Genomic DNA, 24,268 nt, shown 5'->3' with positions numbered 1-24,268 from the left:
GTTCGGACCTTTCGTTTGGGATAGGGCCACCGCCCCTCCCCGCTCCGCTTCGGCATCCTTGACCTGTCCGCCGATAGGCGGTCTGAGCTACGATAACCTCGCCTCGCGCGACCTCGATCTTTGCACGCTGCAGTAACAGGGATCAGCACCAATGCCGCAAGAGCTATTGCTGTCCGCCGAACAAGACGCATTTCATTCCAGCGCCGTCCGTGCTCAAGTCTTTTTCAGAGGCAATTCAATAGCGATCCCTTTGCTCGCGACGCGTTGACGAATAATCTCGAATCCTAGCTTTTGCATAGCAGTGTATGACTCCCGTCCCTCCCAGATGGCGTTGATGCGTTCACGCAGCTCCTCCTGTTCCTCGCTACCACTCAGGACGGCCGTGCAGTATTGCTGCAGAAGCAACCTTGCATTGCTAAATGCAAGCTTGCGCGATTTCACCAGCACCTCGCGACGATTTAGGCCCAGCATGTGCAGCGTCCGCTTGCCCATCTCGGTTCGCGCAAAGACCTCGCCGGTATCCAGGAATTGCAAGTGATCATCCGGCTCGTCCTTGCTGGGATTTATGAGCAACGCGACTTCCCTCTTCTCCTGGTCAGGCTCGGCCGCTCGAAAGCCGTCGACGGGGAAGCGATCGGCCTTGCCAGCCCCCTCGCCCTTGCCCGCGCCGTGTTTACGGTAACGATTGCAGTCGATGCAGGCCGGGAACAAGTTGTCCCAGTCGTACGCCAGCCAGTAATAGCCGGGATGATCGATCTCGCCCCACTTGCTGACCTTGACCTTGATCGGCTTGAAGTTGTCGTCCGCAACGCGCCCCTTGGGACGGAAATGCTCGACGTCCCCCGGCTGATTGCTTCCGATCACCGTTTCACAGTAAGCGCATTTTTGATTGAATATCTTTAGCAGAAAGCTCATGTATTTCTTGTACAGCTGGTCTTCGACTGTGGTGTCGCCCCGCTTTCTGAACTCCTTAATTAGTTCGCCGCGCTGTCGCGTCGCCTCGGTGAAAACGTCCTGCCAAGACGGGTCCTGTTGCGGATCTTTTACTACTCTAATCACGAGGCTGCCCTCGACGTTGTCGCGCTAGCTGCTTCGAAGTGCTTACGCAGAATTTCCGTTTCATCTGCCGACCACTCCTCTGGCTCAGTAGTCTTGACGACGGCAGCCTCGGTGATCGCGCCATAGCTCACATTGTTTAAACGCTGCCCGAGCTCTTGCAGCTCATCATCCTCAGACTGGGTTCGCTTCACCTTTTCAAAAAGGTCGTAATAACGATGAATGAGACGCTCCGTCTCCGGGTTGCGATCAGATTGGAGGCCAAACACCACACTTGTGAGGATCTCCTGGCTGCTGCGGCCATAGAAATCGAGGTCGAATGGTAGCGGACCGACACGTCCGCTGCGCCGATCGCGCTCCAGCACACACATTTCTTTGCCGCGCAGCGCACCTGCGAGTAGCGGCGAGTGCGAGGTAGCGATGACCTGAACATTTGGAAAGAATTTTTTGGATAGTTCGACGAGACGCCGCTGCCAATCCGGATGCAGATGTGCATCGATTTCATCGATCAGTGTGATCGCGTGCTCCTTCTGCGGCTCCGCCGCCTGGGGATAGAAGTCATACATCCGCTGCACCAGAACTCCGAGCCAGTTGAAGATCGACGACATACCCTGACTGAGATCGTCGAACGGCACATCCTCCGGCGAAGCGACGTCTTTGTCGTCGATCTTCACGCGAATCACATAGCTGCTGTCGAGGGGCGCAAGCTTCCGGAACATGCCGGGCACAACGTCGTGGATGATATTGTCGAGCAATGCCTTCTTCGCCACTGCTCGCGCGTCGCCGCGACCAGCCTGTTCCAGCACATTGATCAGCCACTGCTTGAAACTGCCGAGCCTCCGGTCCACCTCACCACTGACCAAAGGCAGCAGATCGGCGGGCTCCGCAAGACGCGCTTCTAGCGGGGCTGGCCCTTTCGGGTTGATTGAGGGGGCGCCGCGCAGAGCGGGGAAGCCAAGCACTAGTGCCAGCCCACCTTGCACGGGTGTGGTCGCGCTCGGCACCACGGAGACGTCGCGGTTGCGCACAAGCCGTGTGCGCAGGACTTGTGAACCGAAGGTGAGCTCGATTGAGGCTTCGGTTTTTCCGACCTGTAGCAGGCGTCCGGCTGCAGCGCTCGCCTCATTGCCACTCAGAGCAAGCCCGATGGCGCGCAGAATGCTCGACTTGCCGCAACCATTGGGACCGAAGATCACGGTCCATGCGGCGCCCGGAACACCGGGAATCTGGGTCTGAAACTTTAGCTCGAGTTGCTCGAACAGACCAATGTTGGTGAGCTTGATGGCCTCGATGCGGCTGGCGGCAAACTCGTTGGGCGAGCCTTGGGGGCGCCCAAGGGCCGGCGCGGTGAAGCGCGCAAGGTGGGCAAGTTTGGTAACGAAGTCGGAGACTGCAATATGGGTCGTATCGGCGGTGTAGGGCAAAAGTGTCACACCGAATCGCGATACCGTAGCGCTCAGCAGGCCGATGTCGTGGCGATCCGGCACGAGCGCGAAATGTCGCGCGCCGGCAACTTCCAAGTCCACGCCAACGGCCTGTAGGAACTGCTCGAGCGTGGTAGCGCCGACGCCGATGAACACGAAATTCTGCGTCTGCAGCAAAAGCGCCATCTGGCGCTGGAATTCCGGCCAGCGCGCTAGGTTACGACGGAGTTCGGTCATCGACAGCGATAGCGCATCGGGCCGGTCGAGATCACCCATAGGCCGTAGAAGCGCATGCGTGCCGCTCTTGATCGCGTTCGGCAGTTCACTCGCTTGTTCAAGTGAGAACTTCGACCAGCCGGTCTTCCCCGCGAAGATGCCATCCGCCAGCGTATCGCGCGCGAGCGTAACGACGCCGCGCCATGGCAGCGCAGCGAGGGTATGGTGCAGCGAAGCATTTGGCCGCGTAGTCGAGATGATTTCCTGTATTTCGCGCGCGACACGCTCGTGCGGGACGGCAGCAGCGATCGCATCCATCACCTTGTTGTAGCCGTCGCCGGAGACGATCAATTTCGCTTCAGCTTCAACACTCTCGATCAGGCTCCTCGGAAGCGCATCGTCCAACCGCTCCACGAGCTGAGCTACGAGAGTTGCACCATCGGGATAGCCGGCCTGTGCAGAGGCACCGCCCCCAAGCACCAGCATCGCACGCCCCTCGCCTAAGGCTGTCAGCAAGGCTGACGGCACCTCTGGAGCCGGCAACACCGGCCTCGTCACTACTGCTTCTTCGATCTCGGTCGGCTTCGCCGCTAGAACGAGAGGCGGCTCCGAGGGCTTACGCTTAGCCGAACGGCTAGCAAGGAAACCGACAAGCGCGAGAAATGCGCCGCCAGCAGATGACACTCCTACGATTGCAGGCCAAGGGCTGCGGACGAAGATATTGAGCGGGCTCGACTTGATCCCGGTTTCGCGATCGATGAGGTAGATGATATGTGTGGAGCCCCAGCTGATACCGAACACCGTCGCGAGCACGTCGCGGTTGAGGGTGAAGACGAATGATCCCTTCATCCGCTCCAGACGTGCACCGTCTGAGGTCGGCTGAAGTGAATCGGAAAATCGCGCGGAGGCGATGCCCCGAACGAAGCTCTCGCCATCGATCGAAACTGCCAGCCGATCCAGCACCTCCCCTATACCCCGACGCCCACTCGAATCATCAGCATACCGAACGACCAGATCGAACTGGCCGATCGCAGCGCTGCCCATGATCACCGGATTTGGGTCGACGGCTCCGAGAGTAAAGTCCACAATTTGAAACGGCGGCCCAAACTGGACAGGCGACTCATGCTTGCCTGGGGCTGCGTTGTCAGGGGTCGAGAGCTGCTGAGCGTTAGCTGGCGCCTTCGGTTGATCCAGCGGACTCTTCGAGGACTGCTGCTGGACGTCATCCGCAGACGGCGTGCTACCGAGCTTGTCCATGGCATATGATTGTGCGGTAGCAAGCATGAGGACGACGACCGCAAGAGCATTTGCGCGTCGCACCCGCCACCCGGACGTCATCATCGCTCGCATGACAAATCTCTCCCCAGGTTCGCAGCCGAATAAAACGAGACCGTACAAGAGTTGCACATGTGCAGACACCCGTGACAACTATTCACTTTGTTGTGCAGCTGCAAAACTAAACAGACGCCATAAACGCTTCGAGAGAGTGGCGGTCCACTTCGTGCGCCGATCTCATTGCGAACTCGTCTCACTCTTACGCTGCACGTTACCGCGTCTACGCGGGCTGCTCAACACTCCAGACAAACATCTTTCTTACTAGGGAGCGTGCGTCTGCACTCGGACCAGCACCCAGACTTTGCCCTACAATTTGTGCCCAGGTCGCCGCCTTGTTCACGCGAGCTTGCTGAGCTTCAGCTAAATTGCCGCCCTTTTCGACACTGCCGCTCTCATTCAGAAGTAATCCCACACACCTCTACCCAACGCCTTCGAGCGCAAACTACCCCATCCGGTCCGCCGCACGTTGAACCAGGACTGCCCTTGTTCTCGCAAGAGACACCTAAAGTCCCGAACCTTTGCTGTTCGACAGGCACGCAGTGTTTCGACTGCTCCGCAACTGGTCCTAGCGTGCCTGCACCAACGTGACCGTTGAGGTCCTCGGCAGCGCGTCTTTGGACGTCGCGGCCGTTATCACCTGTGACACCAAATCCAACACCTGCAGCGATCGGGCTTCTTCGTTACTGCCAAACACGGGCGTCGGGATGAAGAAAGTCTCCGCACCATAAGAGACGGTTACTGCCGCCCCGGCGACGGTCCCAGCAGCTCGCTCGACCTCAAACAGCGGAACTGACAACCGGCGGCTATCCTTCTCGATCAACACTTCGGGCAAGAACCGATGCGTCGAATAGTTCTGCGCAGCTATCAGCTCACCAAGATAATAGAGGATTGCTTGACTTGTGCGCGGCTTGAATGGGAGTTCGACCTCGAGGAGCCGCAGTTGTCTGACGAACGTCTGGAACGTGACCATCGCACACAGATCTCTTCCGACGTTTAGCACCGTCATCGTGCCATGCGTCTCGGGGAAGTCCTGGCAGCCAGCCTTATAAAATCGGTCGCGATCCCTTTCCATCGCAGCGCAGATATCAGCGTCACGCTGGTTTCCTCGGGTTCGACACCTTACGGCAGCTTCGCTCGCTATTCTCTGCCGTCTCTGCACCGCAAGCGTGTATTCTTGGACGAAGATCAACTTCACAAGTTCTTTCGGAAACTTCAGCTGATCGAAATATTCAACAATGCTCGGCGATAGTGGGCGCTGGAGTTCTTGGGCGAAGGCCGCATAGTTAAGATTGTTCATCGTGAAGGAGGTGAACCCCCCGTTTACGTTCAAGGTGGGATTGATGTTGTACGTCGTCAGCCCTAACGGATCGAAATTGAATGTTCCTCCAGCTGTACCAGAAAACGTGGGACTTGCAGCGACGTCTCCGAATCCAACAAAAGACATCGGGGCGCGTTGGCTCGCCCTAACTGCATTCAGCAGGATTTGGCGATTGTTCGATTCTGCAATGGCCTGATTGTAGGCGTCGGCCTTATGTTCAAGTTCGCCGCGTGTGCAGCCCGCAAGGGAAGCCAGCGTGATGATTAAAGCAACTGCCCGATATGCTGATCTTCTCTGACATTGCAATTGAAAGCGCACAGCCCCCTCCTATAACCCAAAAAGCAGGTAAGTTGCGTCCATCACAACCGAGAGTCAACGGGCAGTAAGTGGATAACCCTCATGATCTGCATATACTCGCAGGATGCGCGGCACACCTCGCGGCTTAGCCGACCAGTCCGAGCTCTCACGGCTCGCGGCTTGCCAATTCTACCAAAGCGTGTAGGTTCTTTTCCGGTCTTTTCGTGAACCCTACTTTGTAGTTTCGGAAGCATATTGCTGAGCGGCATGCCGATTGATGCATGCTCCTCTAAGATCATTCTCAGCGGAATCGATTGGAGCTTTTCTCATGCCTGTGGACGAGTTCATTGACAGACCCCTCGCCCAACCTGAGGACGGGATTGGGCTTGCGCTCTCCGGGGGAGGCTACCGCGCCATGGTGTTCCATGCCGGCGCGCTGATCCGGCTGAACGAGCTAGCGCTACTGCGAAAGATCAACAGGATCTCCAGCGTGTCGGGTGGCTCGATCACAGCTGGGATACTCGGAGCGAACTGGAGCAAACTCACTTTCAAAAACGACGTTGCAACCAACCTTGGCATGGTCGTCAATCAAATCAGAGCGATGGCTGATACGACTATCGACGCCGGCGCGATCATAGGCGGCATTCTGCTACCCGGGTCCATCAGCGACCGGGTCGCAAAAGCATATGACGATGTCGCGTTCAAAGGGACGACGCTTGCAGATCTTCCCGACGATACCCAGGCGGGCAACCCGCGCTTCGTCATAAACGCGACCAACATTCAGACGGCGGCTCTCTGGCGCTTCTCGCGTAACTACATGGGTGACTACAGGGTGGGATTGGTAGATCGTCCGAATGTTTCGCTGGCGAAAGCCGTCGCTGCGTCTTCGGCCTTCCCTCCAATCCTGTCGCCGTGCGAACTCGACATCACTCAGGACGTCGTGAACACCCCTGGCGCGGATCTCCATCGCGAGCCCTACACCAAAACTGCCATCCTAAGTGATGGAGGAGTCTACGACAACCTCGGCTTGGAGACGATTTCAAAGAGGTACACGACCTTGCTTGTTAGCGATGCAGGACAGAAAATCGCTCCCGAGCCAGACCCGCATCGGGACTGGGCACGCCACTCCTTGCGGGTGCTTGATACGGTGGACAACCAGGTTAGGAGTTTGCGCAAGCGTCACCTGATCGATTCGTTTCGTCGAAACGATCACTCCGGAACGTATTGGGGTATTCGGACGACATTCGCCGATTACCAACTCAGTGAAGACCCACTTGGATGCTCGACCCGCAATTCAAGCACTCTCGCCGAGGTGCCCACCAGGCTCGAGGCGATGCCAAGGAATCTACAGGATCGCTTAATAAACTGGGGCTATGCGATCTTCGACGCCGCGTTGCGTGCACATATTGATGCGGCCTTGCAAACAAAGCTGGGGGTTACCATAACCTCTCCGAGGCAATTTCCCTTTGCTGGTGGATATTGAGCGTGCGTAAGCCCAGCTGTCCCGCGTTCCGGCGGTTGCGTGTCTACGCGTTCGATCCTTCCGCCTCAACGGACCTGCGGACCGCCACGATGAATGCGGCGGTGATCAGGGTACCGTGGGAGACGCTTGGGGCTGGTCCAAGCGGCGAGTACCTCGAAGTGATTGACGTGGACCCGGCGAGCGACGCCTTTTATGAACCGGTCGATCTGAATTCACCGCAGCTGCTGGCGCAAGACGGGCATGCTCCATCGGAGGGTAACCCGCAGTTCCATCAACAGATGGTTTATGCGATCGGAATGACAACAATCCGCAACTTCGAGCGGGCCCTAGGGCGACGAGTCCTTTGGGCGTGGCGATGGGCGCGAAGGGACGATCTGGCAGCGTTCAAAAGCAGAACTTACATTGGCAAGCTCCGCATCTATCCGCATGCGCTCCGCGAGGCCAACGCGTATTACAGTCCGCAAAAGCGCGCGCTCTTGTTTGGCTATTTCAGGGCCAGTGGAGAGGAGATTGGCAATAATTTGCCGGAGGGAATGATCTTCTCCTGTCTGTCGCACGACATCATCGCCCACGAAATGAGCCATGCGATTTTGGACGGCATGCATAGGATGTATCTTGAACCGAGCAATCCCGACTCCCTAGCATTCCACGAAGCTTTCGCCGATATCGTAGCCCTGTTGCAGCACTTTACCATGCCGGAGGCGGTCAAGAACCAGATCGGACGCGTACGCGGCGATCTCTCCCAGCGATCGCTCCTGAGCAATCTTGCGCTGCAATTCGGCCAAGCAATAGGTAATTACGGCTCCCTTCGCGACGGGATCGACAAGATCGATCCGGTGAGCGGTCTCCCGGACGCGCGGGCAATTGCGCATGTGACGGAGCCGCATGAACGCGGGGCCATCTTGGTCGCCGCGGTATTCGACGCATTCATCACCATTTATCGAACCCGTGTCGCGGACCTGATCCGGATGGTCACCGGAGAGGGCGAACGCTTTCCCGACCGGGATCTTCATCCTGATCTGCTAAATCGTTTAACCTCCGAGGCAAACAAGACGGCAGGCCATGTCCTGCGGATGTGCATCCGTGCACTCGACTATCTTCCTCCCGTCGACGTCACGTTTGGCGACTTTCTGCGGGCGATTGTCACGGCGGACAGCGATCTGGTTGCTGATGACGATCGTGGATACCGTATCGCTTTTGTGGAAGCGTTCAGAAGACGGGGTATCTACCCCCGTGATTGCCGATCCTTGGCAGTCGACAGTTTGTTATGGGGGGAGCCGAATGAGGACATGGCTCTGGGATGGCTCGATGGCATCGACACGAGCTATAAGGAAACCCGCGAGGACCTCTGGAAGCAGGCGATTGACAACGCAGGAGTTTTCTATGCGCGCCTGAAGGACCGAAACAGGTTTCCGGCAGAAACTCTTCGCAAGATGGGATTGGCGCTTGATGACGATGCGCCCAAGACGATCAGGCGGTCAGTCAAGGAGGGTGGGTTGCCAGCTTTTGACGTCCAGTCGGTGCGAACCACCCGACGTATCGGCCCCGACGGCGAGGAACTCCCACAACTTGTGGTCGAAATTGTTCAGGAGCGGAGAGGCTTTAGCGATGCTCAGGAGCAATCGGGCGCTGATGCATCTGGTCACCGGTCGCGCGGGGCAGATTTCACCTTCCGTGGTGGATGCACGCTGATCATCGATCTCCACTCTGCAAAAGTTCGATATATCGTAAGCAAGGATATTCTGAGCGCATCACGACTCGAGGCGCAGAGGCGTTTTCTATTTGAGCGTGAGACCGAGTCGCTAGGAGCTACTTATTTCGGTCTCGACTCACGCGAGGAGCCGTTCGCATTTCTGCATCGGAACGGATGACCTCATGCTGAGCGCAGGAAAGAAGGCTCCAACCCGAAAGACGGCGAAGAAGGCAGACAAAAAGCCGGCGCGAAAGAAGGGCGGCCAGTCCGCACCATCTCCTCAATCCGGAGTGGACAGCGAAGAGAGTGCAAGGTCAACCACAGGAGGCCCATCAGCCAAGCCCGGCCACATCTCTGTTCGCATGTACAATAACATCCTTGGCGACTGCTTCCTGATCAGAGTTCCTGCCGGACCGGAGCGCGACGTAAATGTCTTGGTCGATTGCGGAGCGCTCCAGGGAATGCCGTCCGCGGCGAACATTCTGAACGAGATCGCCGACGACTTGGCAAAAACGACGGGATCTCGTCTCGATGTCCTGGTAGTCACCCACGAACATTGGGATCATCTGTCCGGATTTTGCCAGGCAGAGACTATCTTCCGAAAGTTCGAGATCGACGAGCTTTGGCTGGCCTGGACAGAAAACGACAAGGATGCTGATGCGGCACGGATCCGCGCGCGCAGACAAAAGGCGCTTCAGCTCCTGCTCACACTCGACAAGCACTTCGGACCGCCCGCGACCGCTCCAGAGGAGGACGAAGATGAGGCGGGAAGAGCGCCAAGAGGCGGGGGACAACGGGATGAAGTCAGAGAGCTGCTCGCGTTCACCGGCCAGTCGCCCGGTGCGGCGACATCGAGGATGGATACCGGAGCCATTTTGGCGATGCTCAAGGGCCTTGCCAAAAGGGTAAGATACTTCACGCCGGGCGCGGATCCGATTCCGCTCCCCGCTGGGATTCCGGTCGAAGCATATGTTCTCGGACCTCCGAAGGACACCAAATTTCTCCTCCGCAGCAACCCGCGAAAGGGTGAGGTCTACCTGAGTGACGAGAGCGCCGGACTTGGTGTATATTTGGCGGCTGCGGTTCAGCTGGAGAAGGAAGCCATCTCGCTTGATGCCGATGAAGCGAGAGCCATTGAACTTTCAATGCCGTTCGATAACCAGTATTTCCGTCCGTTTACCGAGGTTGAACGTGAACAGAACGAAGCTTATTTTTCTGAGCGGGACCAATGGCGGCGGATTGATCGCGATTGGCTCGGGGCCGCAGAACAGCTTGCTTTAAAGCTCGATTCCGACACCAACAACACTAGCTTAGTTCTCGCTTTCGCGTTTGGAGCCCAAACTGATCGTCGCGTGCTGCTCTTCCCTGGAGATGCGCAGGTCGGAAACTGGGAGTCTTGGCAACAATACGTTTGGCCGAGCGGCGCCAAGAGAGAGGATCCGGCCGCAATTGATATCCAAAAGCTCCTCGCCGCGACGGTGCTATATAAAGTCGGCCACCACGCCAGCCACAATGCGACACTGCGGACCAATGGCCTTGAGCTAATGACTCATCCAGATCTCGTGGCAATGATCCCGGTGAGAGAGGAATTTGCTCGCAAAATCAAGCACTGGAATATGCCGTTCCCCTCTCTTCTGACGCATCTTCTGGAAAGAACAAAGGGAAGAGTTTTGCGTGCAGACAAGTCTCTGGATGATTTGAAGGCCGACCGAGCCCGTCGTCAGGACAAGCCAGGCGAACTCACCCAAGCCGACTGGGAGAGTTTCTTCTCTCGCCTCCGCTTCGGCCCCAAATCGGCCCATTCTGACTTTGCCCCGCTGTACGTGGAGTATTCGGTACCACTCACATGAGAGAGCCGGGCGGGCGCCCCCACCCGTGATGTTGGAGCAGGGTCCAGCTTGCGCAGGCAAGTCCGGATCTCCCACATGGGTTCTATCGCGCGCGCTAGGTCGGCGTGAAACGCCAAGTTCTCGCTTCAGGGATGCCGACGAAGAGCGGGTCTGCTAAGGGTGATCGTTGCATTTCTAAGAGAACGGTCGGGTGTGGTTGCGACAGGACCATCACCTTCGTCTGCTCGAGCTCTGCGACCGGGACGTTCGCTAGCTTTTGACCGGCATAGAACCGCAACGCATTCATGTAGTTGAAGCACGCGCATGAGCGCGCACGAGTCAGGGTTGGCTTGTTTAGATCGAGCACCTCGATCGTCCAAACGGCGCGGCGAACGAGGATCGGATCTGTGCCAATAGGTACAAAACAGAAAGTTCCTGAGAGGTCGAGTTGCATGAAATTCAACGGATCTTCTCGACGAGGATCGATCAACGCGTCGCACCCTCCAGGCGGCGCCACAAGCCGCCCACCCCGCGTCCTTACGAACTCCTTCGTCTCACCTAGTGGAGTTATGTAGGAGTACCGATTGTTCTTGGGGCCGTTGCACGGCCCACAGGCGTAGATGTAATTCGTCCAATCAAATACCCGCTCCGGAAACAGGGTCTTGGGCGCAATATGCTCGACTTCGTCGGCAGCAGAATCCTCGCAATAGCAGCACCGTTTGGCGCCGCAGCACATCCTCTCCAAAGCGGCTCTAACCTCCTGAAAGGTCTTGTTTCTTCGATTATTCCTGGTGCTGAACTTCGAAGCCGCTTCAGCCACCCTCGCCCTGTATGAGCGAAGCGTGTTGATTTCAGCCTGCCAAGCCGCCAATCGGGTTTGGGCGCCGGGCGAGATCGGAACATCGTCGAGCGTGATCATTTCAGTATCGTGGGACGTGCCGGAAATTTCTTTCGGAGCGCCTCTTGGGCTCGCATTTCTTCCTGGGACAGACTGGACCGCAACGCCTTCACGTTCAACGCGGCAAGGCTATCCAGCATTCGAGTCGAATCCCGAGACTGCTCGACATGGGTACCAAAGATGTTTGTCCCGAGAGCTTCCACCAGATCACCATAAAGTACGCGGTCAAGCTCGTGGCCAGTGATCCGACCGAAGCTCTGCGACGAGTTGCGCTCGGGAAGCTTCCAGAGGCTCCCACGCAGTTCACCTTGGACGGCCATTGCGCGGCAGACGATCGGACTATGAGTCGTTATGATGAATTGGACACGCGGAAAGCATTTTTGTAGCCACTGACCAATCAGCGCTTGCCACGTGGGATGCAGGTGGGCCTCTATTTCGTCTATGGCGACAACCCCAGGAAGATCGATCGCGCTAGGGTCGCTCTCAAGGCCATCCATGAAGGCGCGCGGGCCGGCCGTCTGCAGCATTTGCCGCAGGATTTCGAGCACAAGGGTGATAAGCGTGCGGTAGCCGTCGCTGAGATCTTCAAGCGCAAGCGGCGCGTTTGTGAAATCTCTCACGAGAAGGCGGTCTCGCGTAGGCTCGGTGATTTTGACGCTATCGAAAATGAACTGGGACTGATTTAGAAATCTTATGATCCTGCGCGACAGGCTATCAAGCTCGAAATCGAATTCCGTCTCCTCGACTTTCTTGCCGACATCGATGCCGATCGCCTTCAGGACAATCGAACCGTGCCGCATTTGATATGCCTCGACGACTTCGTCGAGGCATTTGCGGAATGCGTCTGAAAGTTTGTTAAGGTGCGGCTGCGGATCTGTCTTGGGCTTTCCGGACGCATCGCGCTTGGCGAAATTTCGGATCATCTTGTCGAGGATCGACGTAACTGCCGCAGATGACAGGAACTGTTTCAGCGCGGTACGCGCCCCACGCTCCAGCCGTTGCTCCTCCGAATAGAGTTCGTAGAGCCATTCCTGGCCGGCAGACAGGGATGCTGCCTCGCTGAGAGCAGACAAGTGCGCACCAAGACGTCTACTGGAGGCCGCAAGACTAGCCAGAGAGGGATCGCCCGTTAGCCGTCTGGAGGCTCCAAAGGCGGCTGTGAAAACCGGCCGGTCATGCCAAGGCAGCTTCTTGGTCGCTGCCGAGAGCTTCAACGATGCGTTAGAGGCGCGACCAGTTGCCTTAAACTGCCACTCCCACTTCGAGCTCTTCGGTACGCTCGCAGCCGCGCTCACCGCCACAACTTCAATCTTTCCTGACTTGCGCCCGTGTCGCAGAAAGGAAGACGGAATTTCTCGAGGCAACTGCTTGACGTCGGCTTCATCGAGCATCGACAAAGCAAAAGCCTTGACGATGCTCGACTTGCCTGACCCATTCGGTCCGACGATAACGTGCCAGCCAGGCTCCTGGCCTGGCTCGAAGTCCATGCGTAGGCTTTCGATCGACCGAACGCCGTCGATCGCCAGCGACCTCAGATACATGGAGGCTCCGATATCAGCGGAGTAAGTGCTCGTTCATCAACTCAGCTTCCGATGGTGAATTCTCGAGACCGAGAAATCCGACCATCATCATCTTCTTTCCAGGCGCCTACGAGAAAACCATCATGCTGAGCCTTCAATGCCCGAAACACATACTGAAGACCGTCGCGTATGACATCGGTCTTGCTCTTTCCAAGTTGCTTTGCCGTCTGCTCAAGCTTGCCTGCCAATGGACCGACCAGATCGACCGTCATTCTAACGCGGACAGTTTCAGGACCATCGGATTGTCCAATTTCATGCGTGAGAAACGCGTTAGACTCGTCTGTCAAATCTAGATCTCGCAAACGCGTGCTCTTGGGCCGCGGTCCGGCGCTGGCGACCCCATGTCTTTCCAGAATTTTCGTTGCCATTTTTGACCTACTTCATCGGTGATTGGCGTGGATTTCATGCTGTTACCCCAGAATCCTTTTTGACATGAATTCACGCCTTTGTGAAACCGGTTCTGCGTCGTTATCCACCTAACCCAAGCGGGGCGTCAATGGTTTCGCACAAAATTCATTAAACATTCCATAAGCTTGGCGGAACCCTGGCTACCAAATTTCCTATCCATGTGAACCTCCTGTTGGATGACATTGACTACGCCAGCAAATCAGTTGAATATTTACACTTTTTCTGCCACCATTCCAATGCCATAGATCAATGAAATTTACGCCATCGTGGGAAATCGTGAATGGGTGACCGTCGGCGCATCCGGGACTTCGTGGGACCAAGCGTAGAGCTGCCTGACCACCTTGAGCGACTAATCCAGCGCTGGGTGGCGAGCGACCCGTCGGGTGCGGTGCTGCAGCACATTCAGGCTCTGGCCCTGACAGCCGCTGGCGAAACTTTTCCTTGGATGGAAACAGTGTTCGACGTCGACCAGGAGACGATCTCCAGTTGGATCGAGGCGGGGTGTAGATCTCCGCTCACCTTATCCTCGGCACGTCTAATAACGAGGATCGGAAAGCCCCTTGCAGACTATGCGAGCTTCCGGATCCAGTCGGCCAGCTTGCAGCGGCCTTTGGTGCTCAAGCAGGAGTTGCCTGGACATGACCTCGAGAGGTTTAAAGGCGAAGGAGCCGATCAGGCACCCGCCTATCTTCCAATGACCGCGAGTGCCGCGGCAACCGCCCGGTCCATCGAACATACCGATCAGGGACGCATTCTGAGCGCACTGATTGCAGCGTTCGCTTACGCGTGCAGTGTGGCAGGCCACCAAGTCGAAGGCCACCTAGTGGACTGCCAAGGGCTCGACAACCTCGTCTGCGAGATCACGGAAGCAATGGCTGCAGCACCTTTCCGACGAAAACTGGTCATTTCCAGCCTTGGTGTGGAGGCCGCCTTTGAATTGAGCGTCCGGGACCCGGAGATTCCTTTCGAGCTCACCCATATCGAGCTTCGTTGTTGAGAGCCCGCCGCCGCCTGAAAAGCTTACACCATGAGGGGGTAGTCTTCTTCGGGCGGCCCGTAAAACTAGCCATTGGAAATGTACCAGCGGCCCGAACACCGCGGGTCATAAACATAATTGTCCTTGACATAGAACTGGCCACTGTTGCGAGGACCGTAGATATAATCATTGCGGATATAAAACTGGCCGCTATTTGCCGGACCATAAACGTAGCCGTTCTTGATGTAGAATTTCCCGCTTCCGCCCATCAGTTCCTCAGGCATTCCGTTGTCGTTCAAGCAACGTTGTCGGGCGCGACAACCGTCGAGAACGGAAGAAAGCATTCTAGTACCACGAATCACAACGTGACTAGGTGTACCTAGTCAAGGCAAGGTCCGAACGCGAACGATAAACGCCATTAAATCGCGATGGACCCTGTCGAAGAGCTACGAAGAGCTTGTCACCGAAGTTAACGAGCTTATCACGTTGCTCACTAAACTCCGCCCCGATTCCCCTGGGATCCTCGGATGTTGAACAGGCCGGTGTTCCTTTGTTGCAATACCCATCGGCACCCACCCCCTCTAGCAGTCTGCTGAAAAAACTAAGCCGCTCTCGGTTCTTCGTGAAGCTCGTCCGCCCCACATCGGAAGGCCCGGCGAAAGCCCCACGAACCAGCGGAACAACAATTTTTGGAGTCCAGTTGCTCCATCAATTGGCCTTCCGAGCGGATGCCTTAGAACGCCTGCAGCAGCAAGGCGCTCAACAACTGCTCGGAGGTATCGAGGATGTCCCTCGCTGGCGTAGAGCTTCCCAAGGCTGCGTTTCAAATCACTCAAAACAATCCCGACAAGGTCCGGGAGGCACCACACTCACGCGGCGCTCTCGGCAAAGCCGCCTTCGATATAGCCTGCGGCTCCTAATTGTATGCGGCGCAAGACTTGGTGGTAAGTGGAGGAGCTTGCTTCATAGACTGTCTCTACGACCGAAGCGGGTGCAGCCTGGGGCGATGTCGCAAACGTCTCGTTGAGGACGCGCCCATCCAGCTGGCTAGGGGCGACAATTCCCAGGAGATGCAGAATGGTCGGCGCGATGTCGCAGATTCCCGACGGAACTTCTGAAAGGCTGCCCGATCGGAAGGCAGTCCCGGCGAGAATGCCGACTGCCGCCATCTCTTTAGGATGCAAGCCGCCGTGTACTCCCAGTCCGATCGGCGCGTCGTTGCTCCAGGTTCGGCCGATGAGGCCGAATGGATCGACTTCACTATCGGCGCGGTAGGAGAAAAGGATGTCGCTGGATCGGGCATGATCTGCCATCACAAGTTGGCGCGCAAAACTGCCCGGCGCGATGCCGTCGATGTCATTTCGTCCAGCGGTGAAGATCGGTCCGCACCACGGCGCCTTGGTCATTGCTGCGACGGCTCGCCGGATGTTCCGCTCCGAGGGGTCTGCCAGATAAATGGCCCCCACCTGCCCGGGAACGAGAATCGCATCTACGTCTTGCCCAGGCGCCGAGCCGCAACGGAATCCGGCATCTCTGAGCACTTGGTGAACGTCAGCCTGCGCATGGACGCTCACGTGTCCATGATCTGAGACGGCAATGATGTGGACGTCCTGCCGCCGGCCTTCAGCCTCCCACCAGTCCAGAACGCGACCGAATTGCTGGTCGGCCCAGGCGAGCGCTTCCAAGGTCCGTACCCCTGCCGTGCCGCAGTAATGAGACGAGCTGTCCGGTTCGCCAAAGGAGAGAATGGTGACGTCCGGCCGAAGCTGTGGCCAGACCATCTCCAGCAAAGCCGCCGTCAGGTAGCTCTGCGCTGCGAGGTCGGGCGTTCCTGCAGGCGGGGGCGCCGGGGGCGGACCGATTCGAGTATTCAGCGCATCGAGAAGAGATCGGGAAGTCGCGAGCCGCGCGAAGTGCCCCGAGATTGTGGGATGGCCGAGCGTGCGCGCCTTGTGGTTGAACAAGCGGGTCGTCCCGGCAGAATTCGACGCGAGCACCGCGAGCGTCTTGCCGTGGGCGGCAAGAACCTCGCCGAGCGTTGGCACGCCCATGAGACGCCCGCCGCTCAACGTATCCAGGGTTTCGACCAGTTGGTCATCGGCCGTGTCGACGTAGCGAGACGGCACCGCTGCGCGGTCGAGGTATTGGTTCCCGACCATGCCATGGCGCCCGGGTGATGCGCCGGTAACAAGACTAGGCATCGCCGCCCGCGTTTCGCTCGGATAGACGGTGACATTCCGGCCGAGGGTCACGCCCTGGCGCTGCAGCCTGTGAAGATGAGGAGTCGCTGTAGCATTTATAAGATCGGGACGGAGCCCATCGAAACTGACAAGGATGACGCGGCGGGTAGCAGGGGAAGTTACAGAGGCCTTCACGATAATGTCTTGTCCATGCGGTCGCGCAGCCAGTCCCCCACCAGCGAGATGGACAGTGTGGTGAGCGAGATGATCAGCGAAGAGGGGACGAGTATCCAGGGCGCGCGGGTCAGATAGTCACGACCATAGCCGACCATATTGCCGAGGGAGGTGAGCGGGGGCTGCACGCCCAGACCAAGGAAGCTCAGACCACTCTCGAGCAGAATAATATCCGGAAAGGCAAGAGTCATGGTGACGATCAAGGTTGAGGCGATGTTCGGTAGGATGTGGCGCAGGTAAAGGCGGCAAGGTCCTGCGCCCAGCTGGCGTACGGCGACCACATAGCCTTGCGTGTTCGCGCTCATCGCGAGCGCGCGCGTGACGCGCGCGTAGCGCTCCCAGCCATGAAGGCCAAGGAGGGCCACGAAGAGCAGCAGAGAGTTACCCACGAATGCAAGTACCGCGAGCGCTAGAACGAGAAACGGCATGCTGGCCTGGAAATCGACACATGCGAGGATGACCTGTTCGACCCAGCCGCGGAAATGGGCGGCGAGAAAGCCGAGCGTGGTACCCAGGCATGCGCCTATCAACGTGGCTCCAAAAGCAATGAAAAGGCTCATCCGGATCGATATAAGTAAGCGCGCCAGCAGATCCCTGCCAAGCTCGTCGGTGCCGAACAGATGCGATACGTGCCCCCCGAAGCCAATAGGCGCGGCGAGACGATGCCGAAGATCAAGTGCGGCATAATCATAGGGAGCGAGACGATCTGCCAGGATCGCGATGACGAGCATGAGCGCGAGCCAAGCGACGGCGCCTTGCACAGCAACATTGCGCCAACGAAGTACTCTCTTCTTCTTAACGTGAGCAAACGACATCTGTCCGGCAGACATTTCCGCCATCTACGCTCCTCCTGCAGAGCGCGTATCGCGCAGACGCGGATCGAACATACCGTAAAGGAGATCGACTGCGAGGTTCGTCGCGATCATGGCGGCTGCCACCAGCAGCAAGATGCATTGGACCACAGCCAGATCGCGACTTACGACGGAGACGACGAGCAGACTGCCGATTCCCGGCCAGGAAAAGACGCTTTCGACGAGCACCGTCCCCGCGATTAAGTTGCCTACCATCAAACCCACGATGGTCAACACTGGTATGGCGGCATTGGGCAGGGCATGGCCCGTCACGACTCTGCGCCATGGCACACCCTTGGCACTCGCCGTGCGGATATAGGCTTGCCCGAGCACCTCGAGCATGGCGCTGCGGGTGAAACGAGCCAGAACGGCCGCGCCGCCAAGGCCAAGCGTGACCACCGGCAGGACCATATGGCGCACGCTGCCGGCGCCCCCTGAAGGAAACCAGGGAAGCTCGACCGCAAAGGCGAGCACGAGTACGAGCCCGAGCACGAATGAAGGCACGGTGAAGCCCGCTACCGTCACCATCATCACCAGACGGTCAGTGAAACTGTCGCGCTTGAGGGCTGCATAGATGCCGGCCGGAATGCCTAGGAGAAGATTGAGGGCGAGTGCCGGAGCAGTGAGCATCAGCGTGACCGGGATGCGTTCGGCAACGACCGTGGCGGCAGTACGCCCGTCCCGCATGGATTGGCCGAGATCTCCGCGGACGACCGCAAGAAGATATTTTACGTATTGGACCCAGAGTGGTGCATCGAGCCCCCAAGCCTTGCGAAAGGCCTCGACCGCATCGGCCGACGTTTCAGGCGACAGCATCGCGCGAGCGGGATCGCCAGAGGCTCGCAGAACCACGAAGGCGAATGTGACTACCATCGCTATGGTGAGCACGGCGCGAGCCACCCGAACCACGATGAAGCGGGTCATCAGGCGACGCTCCCAAGTTGAAGACCATCCCTGTTGATCAAATGGCAAGCGACCCTGCGTCCTGCGCCTACGGATGTGAGCTCGGGCACAATCCGTGCGCAGGCCGGAAGAGCTGCCGGACAACGTGGATGGAAGGCGCAGCCGGCCGGCCGCGCCGATGGATTGGGCGGATCACCTTGCAGGATCGTCCGCTCGCTACGCCGTCCAGGCCTGGGTACGGCAGAAACCAGCGCTTTTGAATACGGATGCAAGGGGGCGCGCAGAACTGCATCGGGCGAGCCTTCTTCGACGATCGAGCCGAGATACATCACGGCGATGCGATCACTGATCTGCCGAACGACGCGCAGGTCATGGCTGATGAAGATCATCGCCATGCGCCGCCGCTCCTGCAGGTCACGCAGAAGATTGACGACTTGAGCCTGGATCGAGACGTCGAGCGCGGACACCGGCTCGTCGCACACGATGAGGTCCGGATCGGTCGCGAGTGCTCGTGCCAACACCGCACGCTGGCGTTGGCCACCTGAGAGTTCATGAGGATAGCGCGCCCCGTGATCGGTTCTGAGGCCAACGTCAGCGAGGAGCCTATTGATCAGGTCCGCTCTTTCGGACTTGCTGCCGATCCGATGAATTTTGAGCGGTTCTGCGATTTGCGCCCTTATCGTCAGCCGGCGATCGAGCGCCCCCAGCGGGTCCTGAAATACCATTTGGATTCGCATCCTGAGATGCCGCCAACGGATATCGCCCATCGGCGGCAACTCTTCTCCGCCGAAGCTGACGGTGCCCGCATCCGGTCGTTCCAGGCCAATGAGAAGCCGGCCCGCGGTGGATTTTCCGCAGCCCGATTCGCCAACAAGCCCGAGCGTCTCGCCGCTGGCCAGAGACAGCGACAGTCCATTGACGGCGTGGACCGTCGAGTGACCCCGAAACAGGCCCTGGCGCAAGGAATATCGCCGGACAAGCCCATGGGCTTGGAGAAGCGGTGCGACCGTCATCGTCATGCGGCGACGGTCTCGTCGTGGCACCGCTGGCCGGTGACATGCAGGCAGGCAATTCTGTGGTCGACATTATCGTCCACAGAAGTCAATTCGACAGTGCATTCGCCACATCGGTCCGTGCGCAGGTCGCAGCGTGGCGCGAAGGGACATCCTGGCGGAAGGTCCGCCGGGCTCGGAACGACACCGGGAATGGCGGCGAGGCGCTGCCGAGGCCCGTCTAGATTCGGGAGGGCCCCAACAAGCCCGCGTGTATATGGATGAGTGGGATGGTCGAGCAGACGCACGGCGGGTGCTTCTTCAATGATGTGCCCAGCGTAAAGCACCAGCACGCGCTCGCAGATCTCGGCGACAACGCCCAGATCATGTGAGATCAGAACCAGCGCCATGCCTCTTTCGCGTTGAATCTCTTGCAGAAGCTCAAGGATCTGCGCCTGAATAGTGACGTCCAAAGCGGTGGTGGGTTCATCGGCGATGAGGATGTCGGGCTGTCCCGCAAGCGCCATGGCAATCATGACCCGCTGATTCTGCCCACCGGAAAACTCGTGCGGATAGGCGCCAAGCCGTCGCGTCGCATCGGGAATGCCGACCTGATCCAGCAGACGACGCGCTTCGTTGAGCGCGCTGCGCCTGTCCATTCCACGATGGAGCTGCAGAGCTTCGCCGATTTGATCGCCCACGCTACGCACGGGATTGAGCGCGCTGGTCGGATCCTGAAAGATCATTGCAATTCGGCGACCACGCACCTGTTCCAGATGACGGGTGGGAGCATGGAGAAGCTCTTGGCCAGCAAAGCGTACGCTGCCTGCCGTCCGGGCGCGCGACCCCAAGAGACCAAGCGCCGCAAGCCAAGTCACCGACTTTCCGCAACCACTTTCGCCGACCATGCCGAGCGCTTCGCCACGGCGGAGGCTGAGATTTATTCCACGCAGCACCGGCACCTGGTCGAAAGCGACCTGCAGCCCCGTAATCTCAAGAAGTGGTGTCATCTCATCTCCCTGTCCTGCCAGCGTCGACGCGGCTGCTCCTGGCGGGCGGCGTCGTAGGGATTGCGGGAGCCGGGCAGCCCACGTGGTGGAGCTGCGCGCAAGCGGAGGAACGCGTCATTCATCCTGAATCAGGTCCGGATCAAGGCGCTGTTGAATGGGCCGAAATTGAGATCGAGCGTCAGCCCCGGCAACCAGGGTACGTCGCGCCGCTTGCCATAGAACTGGCCGGACACATGCAAAATCACACAGGGCGGATCGACGTCATTGATAATCTCGAGCATGCGGCGGACGATTGGACGGCGCTGCTCGGGCTCAGCGGTCTCCTGGAGCTGCGCGCCCAAGGCGAAATACTCCTCGTTCTTCCAGACCCCAACCGACTTCGGCAGGGCGCCGCTGGGGCCGTATTCACGCCAGGGATGGCCGAGATGATCCAGAAACAACGCCGTGTTGGAGGTGTCGAAGATCGCCCGCACCGGCTGGCGCTGAACTTGGGCAAAGTTTTCCATCATCTCGATTTTGACGTTCAGGCCGACTGCACGCCACATCTCGATCATGGTTTGCGCGCCAGAGATCTGATTGGGGTAGTAGTTGTTGAGGAGCCGATAAATGATCGGCTCTCCTTTGTAGCCCGCCGCAGCGACCAGCTCCTTGGCCTTATCAGGATCATAAAGCAGCGCGGGGAAATCCTCGATGTAGCCCTGGCCATAACTCGCGAGTTGATAGCCATTCGGAATCGGCAGACGGTTCGCCCACAGGCTCTCGATCAAGAGCTTGCGATCGAGCGCAAGGCTCATCGCACGGCGGATCCGCACATCTTTCAGCACTGGATCGTTCTGGTCGAGCACGAGCGAGCGGATATTCTGTACTGGCCCGCCCGAGATCTGGAGATCGGCGCGCTTCTCGATACGCTCGAATTGATCCGGTGGGATGTCAGTGATGAGGTCGAGCTCGTTGGCAAGAAGGCCGTTCACGCGCGCGGAAAGCTCGGGAATAATGCGATATTCGACGCCCTCAAATGGTGGCCGTCCGCCCCAATATGCATCGTGCGCAGTCAACGTGACATGGATGTCGAGCTTGTGATTGACGAGCTTGTACGGGCCGCTCCCTACAGGAGCTGCCGTCCAGCGCTCCCACGAGCCCGCGGCGGTGAACGCGTGCTTACAGACGATCTCCGCCCCCCAGGAAGCCAGACGCTGCTCAAGCAGTGCGTCGTTCCCTTTGGCGTGGACAATGACCGTATAGGGATCGACGACATCCACTTTGTCGATCCGGTCCAGCGACTGCAGCGCATCGGACATTCCGCTGCGGCCCGGTCCTAAGAGGTGGTCGGGCCCGAGGCTAAAGGCGACATCTTCGGCAGTCAGCGGGCTTCCGTCGTGGAACGCCACGCCTTTGCGCAGGAACAGCCGCAGCGACTGCGCATCAACTCGCTCCCAACGTTCGGCCAATGCCGGCCGCAGCGCCATCCCATTGGCGTGGTCAAAGCCAATGAGGCTCTCAAACAGCTGTGGCATGATCCGCCGAATGGCGGTGTCGGTTGCGATGACTGGGTCAAACGTGCGGGGAAAGCCCGACATGCCAACTCTTAATCGCCGCCGGGCTGGTTTCTTGCCGTCGCTCTCAGCCCAGACGGCGCGCGCTGTCGGCAACAAGCCTGCTGCGACCGCACCAGTCAAAGCCTCTCGCCGTGTCAGATGGCTGCGGGTCATCACCGTCTCCCGGAATTCGCTTCAATCAGTACGGAACGCATAGCCTTGACCTTGCGGTGATCAGCAGATCCTCGCAGAAGCCGAAAACCAAGATCGCTGGATCTCGTGCCTGCCAAACGTGTCCGACGTTAGAGCCGCGAAATGCTACGCTGCGATGACATTCATCGAGTAAGTCGATGTTCACGTGCGCAGATGAGATGACATGAGGCTTCCGGGCAGAGAAGGTGCCTCCTCGGAACTGGCTCGCTCCCCGTTGGGCTGAGGACGCTGCCCAACTAAAGCGTCATCAGCGCTCTCACGGTTAGCGCAACCAACATGGTCTCGAGTGATCAAGTGTCGCGCGGAAACGATGTCCCCCCTAGCTTCTTGACCAGCTCTGAGGTGCAACGAGACGACGCCATCATCGAGATGTTCGATCATTAGATTGCAAGAATGCGATCACACCATTGGTTGGCTCGTTTAAGAGCAATTAGAAACCGGCAAGATTTCCGCTTTTCACTCAGGTGCCGACTCTTGTCTCTCGTTTTAGACCGACTCAGGTCGTCCGTCCCTCAAAAAGCCAAGATCATGACCGCGGGCGCGGCCCAATTGCGCGATCGGGGTGCCGAGGTGACCTCGCTCAGTGACGGCGAGCCGAGTCCGCGAAAGAAGGATTTTCCGATGTCCTCCGTCAAACGCCTTCGTACTCGCCTGGACGAGACCGGTCTCATCCATGTCATGGCCGCCCATAGCCCTCTTTCGGCTCTGCTGGCCGAAGAGGCCGGGTTCGATGCTTTATGGGCATCGGGCTTCGAACTCTCCGCGCTTTACGGTCTGCCCGATATGAGCCTGATCTCGATGACCCAGCATCTCGACATGCTGCGCTCGATCGCTGGACGCACGACGCTGCCGATCATCGCTGACATTGACACCGGTTATGGCAATGCAATCAACGTGATCCACGCCGTTCACGAATACGAGCGAGCTGGCGCCAGCGCTGTGGTGATCGAAGACAAAACATTTCCGAAAGTGACGAGCCTTATGGCTGGCGGACGCCAGGAACTGCTTCGCGTGGAGGAGTTCCAGGGCAAGATCGAGGCCGCTGTTGCGACAAGACGGGACCCAAATTTTCTCGTTATCGCCCGCACCGAAGCCCTGATTGCGGGTCTCGGCGAAACGGAAGCTCTGCACCGAGCAAAAGCTTACGTAGAGGCCGGCGCCGAAATGGTGCTGATCCATTCGAAAAAGAAGGATGCATCAGAGATCGAGAGCTTTTCGCGCGCCTGGGGCGGATCGGTGCCGCTAGCGATCGTGCCGAACGCGTACCCGGATCTCGACGCCGAGCGGGTCAAAGCACTCGGGAATATCCGCGTAATGATCTACGGCAATTACGGTATCCGCGCTGCTGCAACTGCGATGAGAGAGACCTTCCGCCGAATCATTGCCGATGGCGGCGTCCAGAACGTCCACAAGGATATTCTGCCGGTCGAAGAGATTTTCGACCTCCAGAACGTGGATAGCGTCAAGGCGGCCGAAGCTCGCTTCCTTCGCTAGATCTCTTGTCCAAGACGGCGTCATTGCGTCTGAGCTCTGCTCGGGCGCAGTCTTTGCTGTTCGATAATTGCTGTAAACGCCCCTCTCCTACCGCGCAAAGAGCGATCACGCCAGCCGATTTAACGGCACGATTTCGTCGCGCCTTTGGAAACCAATGTGCGCACCTAGAAGTGAGCTCGTTCGCACGGATTGCACCGCGTCCGAGCGAAATCGCTTTCGCGCGCGACCTGCAGTTGGTATCTAGGGTTCAGACTCAATTGATCCAATAAGCGACGAGAGCGGCGAGGTGGACGGCGGCCAAGAAGTTTCTGGCAAGTTTGTCGTAGCGAGTAGCAACACGCCT

Annotated in this window: 18 protein-coding genes and 1 pseudogene; 5 read left to right on the top strand and 14 right to left on the bottom strand. The window is 58.3% G+C overall.

Translation table 11 applies throughout. The features are described from left to right. Positions 1 to 213 precede the first annotated feature (213 nt). The 3 genes from IVB36_RS19490 to IVB36_RS19480 all read right to left on the bottom strand — a co-directional run bounded on the left by IVB36_RS19490 (position 214) and on the right by IVB36_RS19480 (position 5,667). The gene (locus IVB36_RS19490) at positions 214 to 1,059 is read right to left on the bottom strand and encodes a hypothetical protein (RefSeq protein ID WP_247392772.1); all 846 of its coding nucleotides are present in this window, start codon (positions 1,057 to 1,059) and stop codon (positions 214 to 216) included. Then, complete coding sequence (locus tag IVB36_RS19485) at positions 1,056 to 4,046, bottom strand: AAA family ATPase (RefSeq protein WP_247392771.1); 2,991 nt, start codon at positions 4,044 to 4,046, stop codon at positions 1,056 to 1,058. The genes IVB36_RS19490 and IVB36_RS19485 overlap by 4 nt, the downstream gene beginning before the upstream one ends. Before the next feature lie 550 nt (positions 4,047 to 4,596). Continuing rightward, a complete protein-coding gene (locus tag IVB36_RS19480) occupies positions 4,597 to 5,667 on the bottom strand; it encodes a DnaD domain protein (protein WP_247392770.1) in 1,071 nt (356 codons plus the stop codon). Between the two features lie 307 nt (positions 5,668 to 5,974). Between IVB36_RS19480 and IVB36_RS19475 the strand changes: the two genes are divergently transcribed. From IVB36_RS19475 to IVB36_RS19465, 3 genes are read left to right on the top strand one after another with little or no spacing between them, the layout of a single operon-like run. Next, positions 5,975 to 7,129, top strand: a complete 1,155-nt coding sequence (locus IVB36_RS19475) for a patatin-like phospholipase family protein (RefSeq protein WP_247392769.1) — start codon at positions 5,975 to 5,977, stop codon at positions 7,127 to 7,129. Positions 7,130 to 7,131: 2 nt separating this feature from the next. Next, positions 7,132 to 9,000: a hypothetical protein gene (locus IVB36_RS19470; RefSeq protein ID WP_247392768.1), complete on the top strand. Its 1,869-nt coding sequence runs from the start codon at positions 7,132 to 7,134 to the stop codon at positions 8,998 to 9,000. Positions 9,001 to 9,004: 4 nt separating this feature from the next. Next, complete coding sequence (locus IVB36_RS19465) at positions 9,005 to 10,672, top strand: MBL fold metallo-hydrolase (RefSeq protein ID WP_247392767.1); 1,668 nt, start codon at positions 9,005 to 9,007, stop codon at positions 10,670 to 10,672. A 94-nt stretch (positions 10,673 to 10,766) separates the two neighbouring features. Here IVB36_RS19465 and IVB36_RS19460 read toward each other — a convergent pair whose 3' ends face one another. From IVB36_RS19460 to IVB36_RS19450, 3 genes are read right to left on the bottom strand one after another with little or no spacing between them, the layout of a single operon-like run. Next, a complete protein-coding gene (locus IVB36_RS19460) occupies positions 10,767 to 11,570 on the bottom strand; it encodes a hypothetical protein (RefSeq protein ID WP_247392766.1) in 804 nt (267 codons plus the stop codon). Beyond that, positions 11,567 to 13,090 carry an AAA family ATPase gene (locus IVB36_RS19455; RefSeq protein WP_247392765.1) on the bottom strand — a complete coding sequence of 508 codons (1,524 nt, stop codon included), beginning with the start codon at positions 13,088 to 13,090 and terminating at the stop codon, positions 11,567 to 11,569. The genes IVB36_RS19460 and IVB36_RS19455 overlap by 4 nt, the downstream gene beginning before the upstream one ends. Positions 13,091 to 13,131: 41 nt before the next feature. Beyond that, positions 13,132 to 13,497: a hypothetical protein gene (locus tag IVB36_RS19450; RefSeq protein ID WP_247392764.1), complete on the bottom strand. Its 366-nt coding sequence runs from the start codon at positions 13,495 to 13,497 to the stop codon at positions 13,132 to 13,134. A gap of 320 nt (positions 13,498 to 13,817) precedes the next feature. Here IVB36_RS19450 and IVB36_RS19445 point away from each other — a divergent pair, with 320 nt between their 5' ends. Continuing rightward, positions 13,818 to 14,534, top strand: a complete 717-nt coding sequence (locus tag IVB36_RS19445; protein WP_247392763.1) for a hypothetical protein — start codon at positions 13,818 to 13,820, stop codon at positions 14,532 to 14,534. A 65-nt stretch (positions 14,535 to 14,599) separates the two neighbouring features. Here the strand turns inward: IVB36_RS19445 and IVB36_RS19440 are convergent, their stop codons facing one another. From IVB36_RS19440 to IVB36_RS19410, 7 genes are all read right to left on the bottom strand, one after another. Next, positions 14,600 to 14,797 (bottom strand): hypothetical protein, encoded by a 198-nt coding sequence (locus tag IVB36_RS19440; RefSeq protein ID WP_247392762.1) that lies wholly within the window; start codon positions 14,795 to 14,797, stop codon positions 14,600 to 14,602. 585 nt (positions 14,798 to 15,382) lie between these two features. Beyond that, complete coding sequence (locus IVB36_RS19435) at positions 15,383 to 16,888, bottom strand: nucleotide pyrophosphatase/phosphodiesterase family protein (RefSeq protein WP_247392761.1); 1,506 nt, start codon at positions 16,886 to 16,888, stop codon at positions 15,383 to 15,385. Continuing rightward, positions 16,885 to 17,742 carry an ABC transporter permease gene (locus tag IVB36_RS19430; protein ID WP_247392791.1) on the bottom strand — a complete coding sequence of 286 codons (858 nt, stop codon included), beginning with the start codon at positions 17,740 to 17,742 and terminating at the stop codon, positions 16,885 to 16,887. Before IVB36_RS19430 ends, IVB36_RS19435 begins: the two co-directional genes overlap by 4 nt. A 24-nt stretch (positions 17,743 to 17,766) precedes the next feature. After that, positions 17,767 to 18,702, bottom strand: a complete 936-nt coding sequence (locus IVB36_RS19425) for an ABC transporter permease (protein WP_247392760.1) — start codon at positions 18,700 to 18,702, stop codon at positions 17,767 to 17,769. After that, positions 18,702 to 19,700: an oligopeptide/dipeptide ABC transporter ATP-binding protein gene (locus IVB36_RS19420; RefSeq protein ID WP_276576957.1), complete on the bottom strand. Its 999-nt coding sequence runs from the start codon at positions 19,698 to 19,700 to the stop codon at positions 18,702 to 18,704. The genes IVB36_RS19425 and IVB36_RS19420 overlap by 1 nt, the downstream gene beginning before the upstream one ends. Then, positions 19,697 to 20,683: an ABC transporter ATP-binding protein gene (locus IVB36_RS19415; RefSeq protein ID WP_247392759.1), complete on the bottom strand. Its 987-nt coding sequence runs from the start codon at positions 20,681 to 20,683 to the stop codon at positions 19,697 to 19,699. Before IVB36_RS19415 ends, IVB36_RS19420 begins: the two co-directional genes overlap by 4 nt. A 128-nt stretch (positions 20,684 to 20,811) precedes the next feature. Next, a complete protein-coding gene (locus tag IVB36_RS19410; RefSeq protein ID WP_247392758.1) occupies positions 20,812 to 22,392 on the bottom strand; it encodes an ABC transporter substrate-binding protein in 1,581 nt (526 codons plus the stop codon). 660 nt (positions 22,393 to 23,052) lie between these two features. On the opposite strand from IVB36_RS19410, the gene IVB36_RS19405 reads away from it, so the two are divergent. Further along, positions 23,053 to 23,925 carry an isocitrate lyase/phosphoenolpyruvate mutase family protein gene (locus tag IVB36_RS19405; RefSeq protein WP_346731053.1) on the top strand — a complete coding sequence of 291 codons (873 nt, stop codon included), beginning with the start codon at positions 23,053 to 23,055 and terminating at the stop codon, positions 23,923 to 23,925. 253 nt (positions 23,926 to 24,178) lie between these two features. Here IVB36_RS19405 and IVB36_RS19400 read toward each other — a convergent pair. Continuing rightward, positions 24,179 to 24,268, bottom strand: a pseudogene (locus tag IVB36_RS19400) (IS5/IS1182 family transposase); the annotation flags it as partial.

It is taken from the genome of Bradyrhizobium sp. 35 (assembly GCF_023073215.1).
Lineage (GTDB): Bacteria > Pseudomonadota > Alphaproteobacteria > Rhizobiales > Xanthobacteraceae > Bradyrhizobium > Bradyrhizobium canariense_D.
This window is presented reverse-complemented; position numbering and strand designations above follow the sequence as displayed.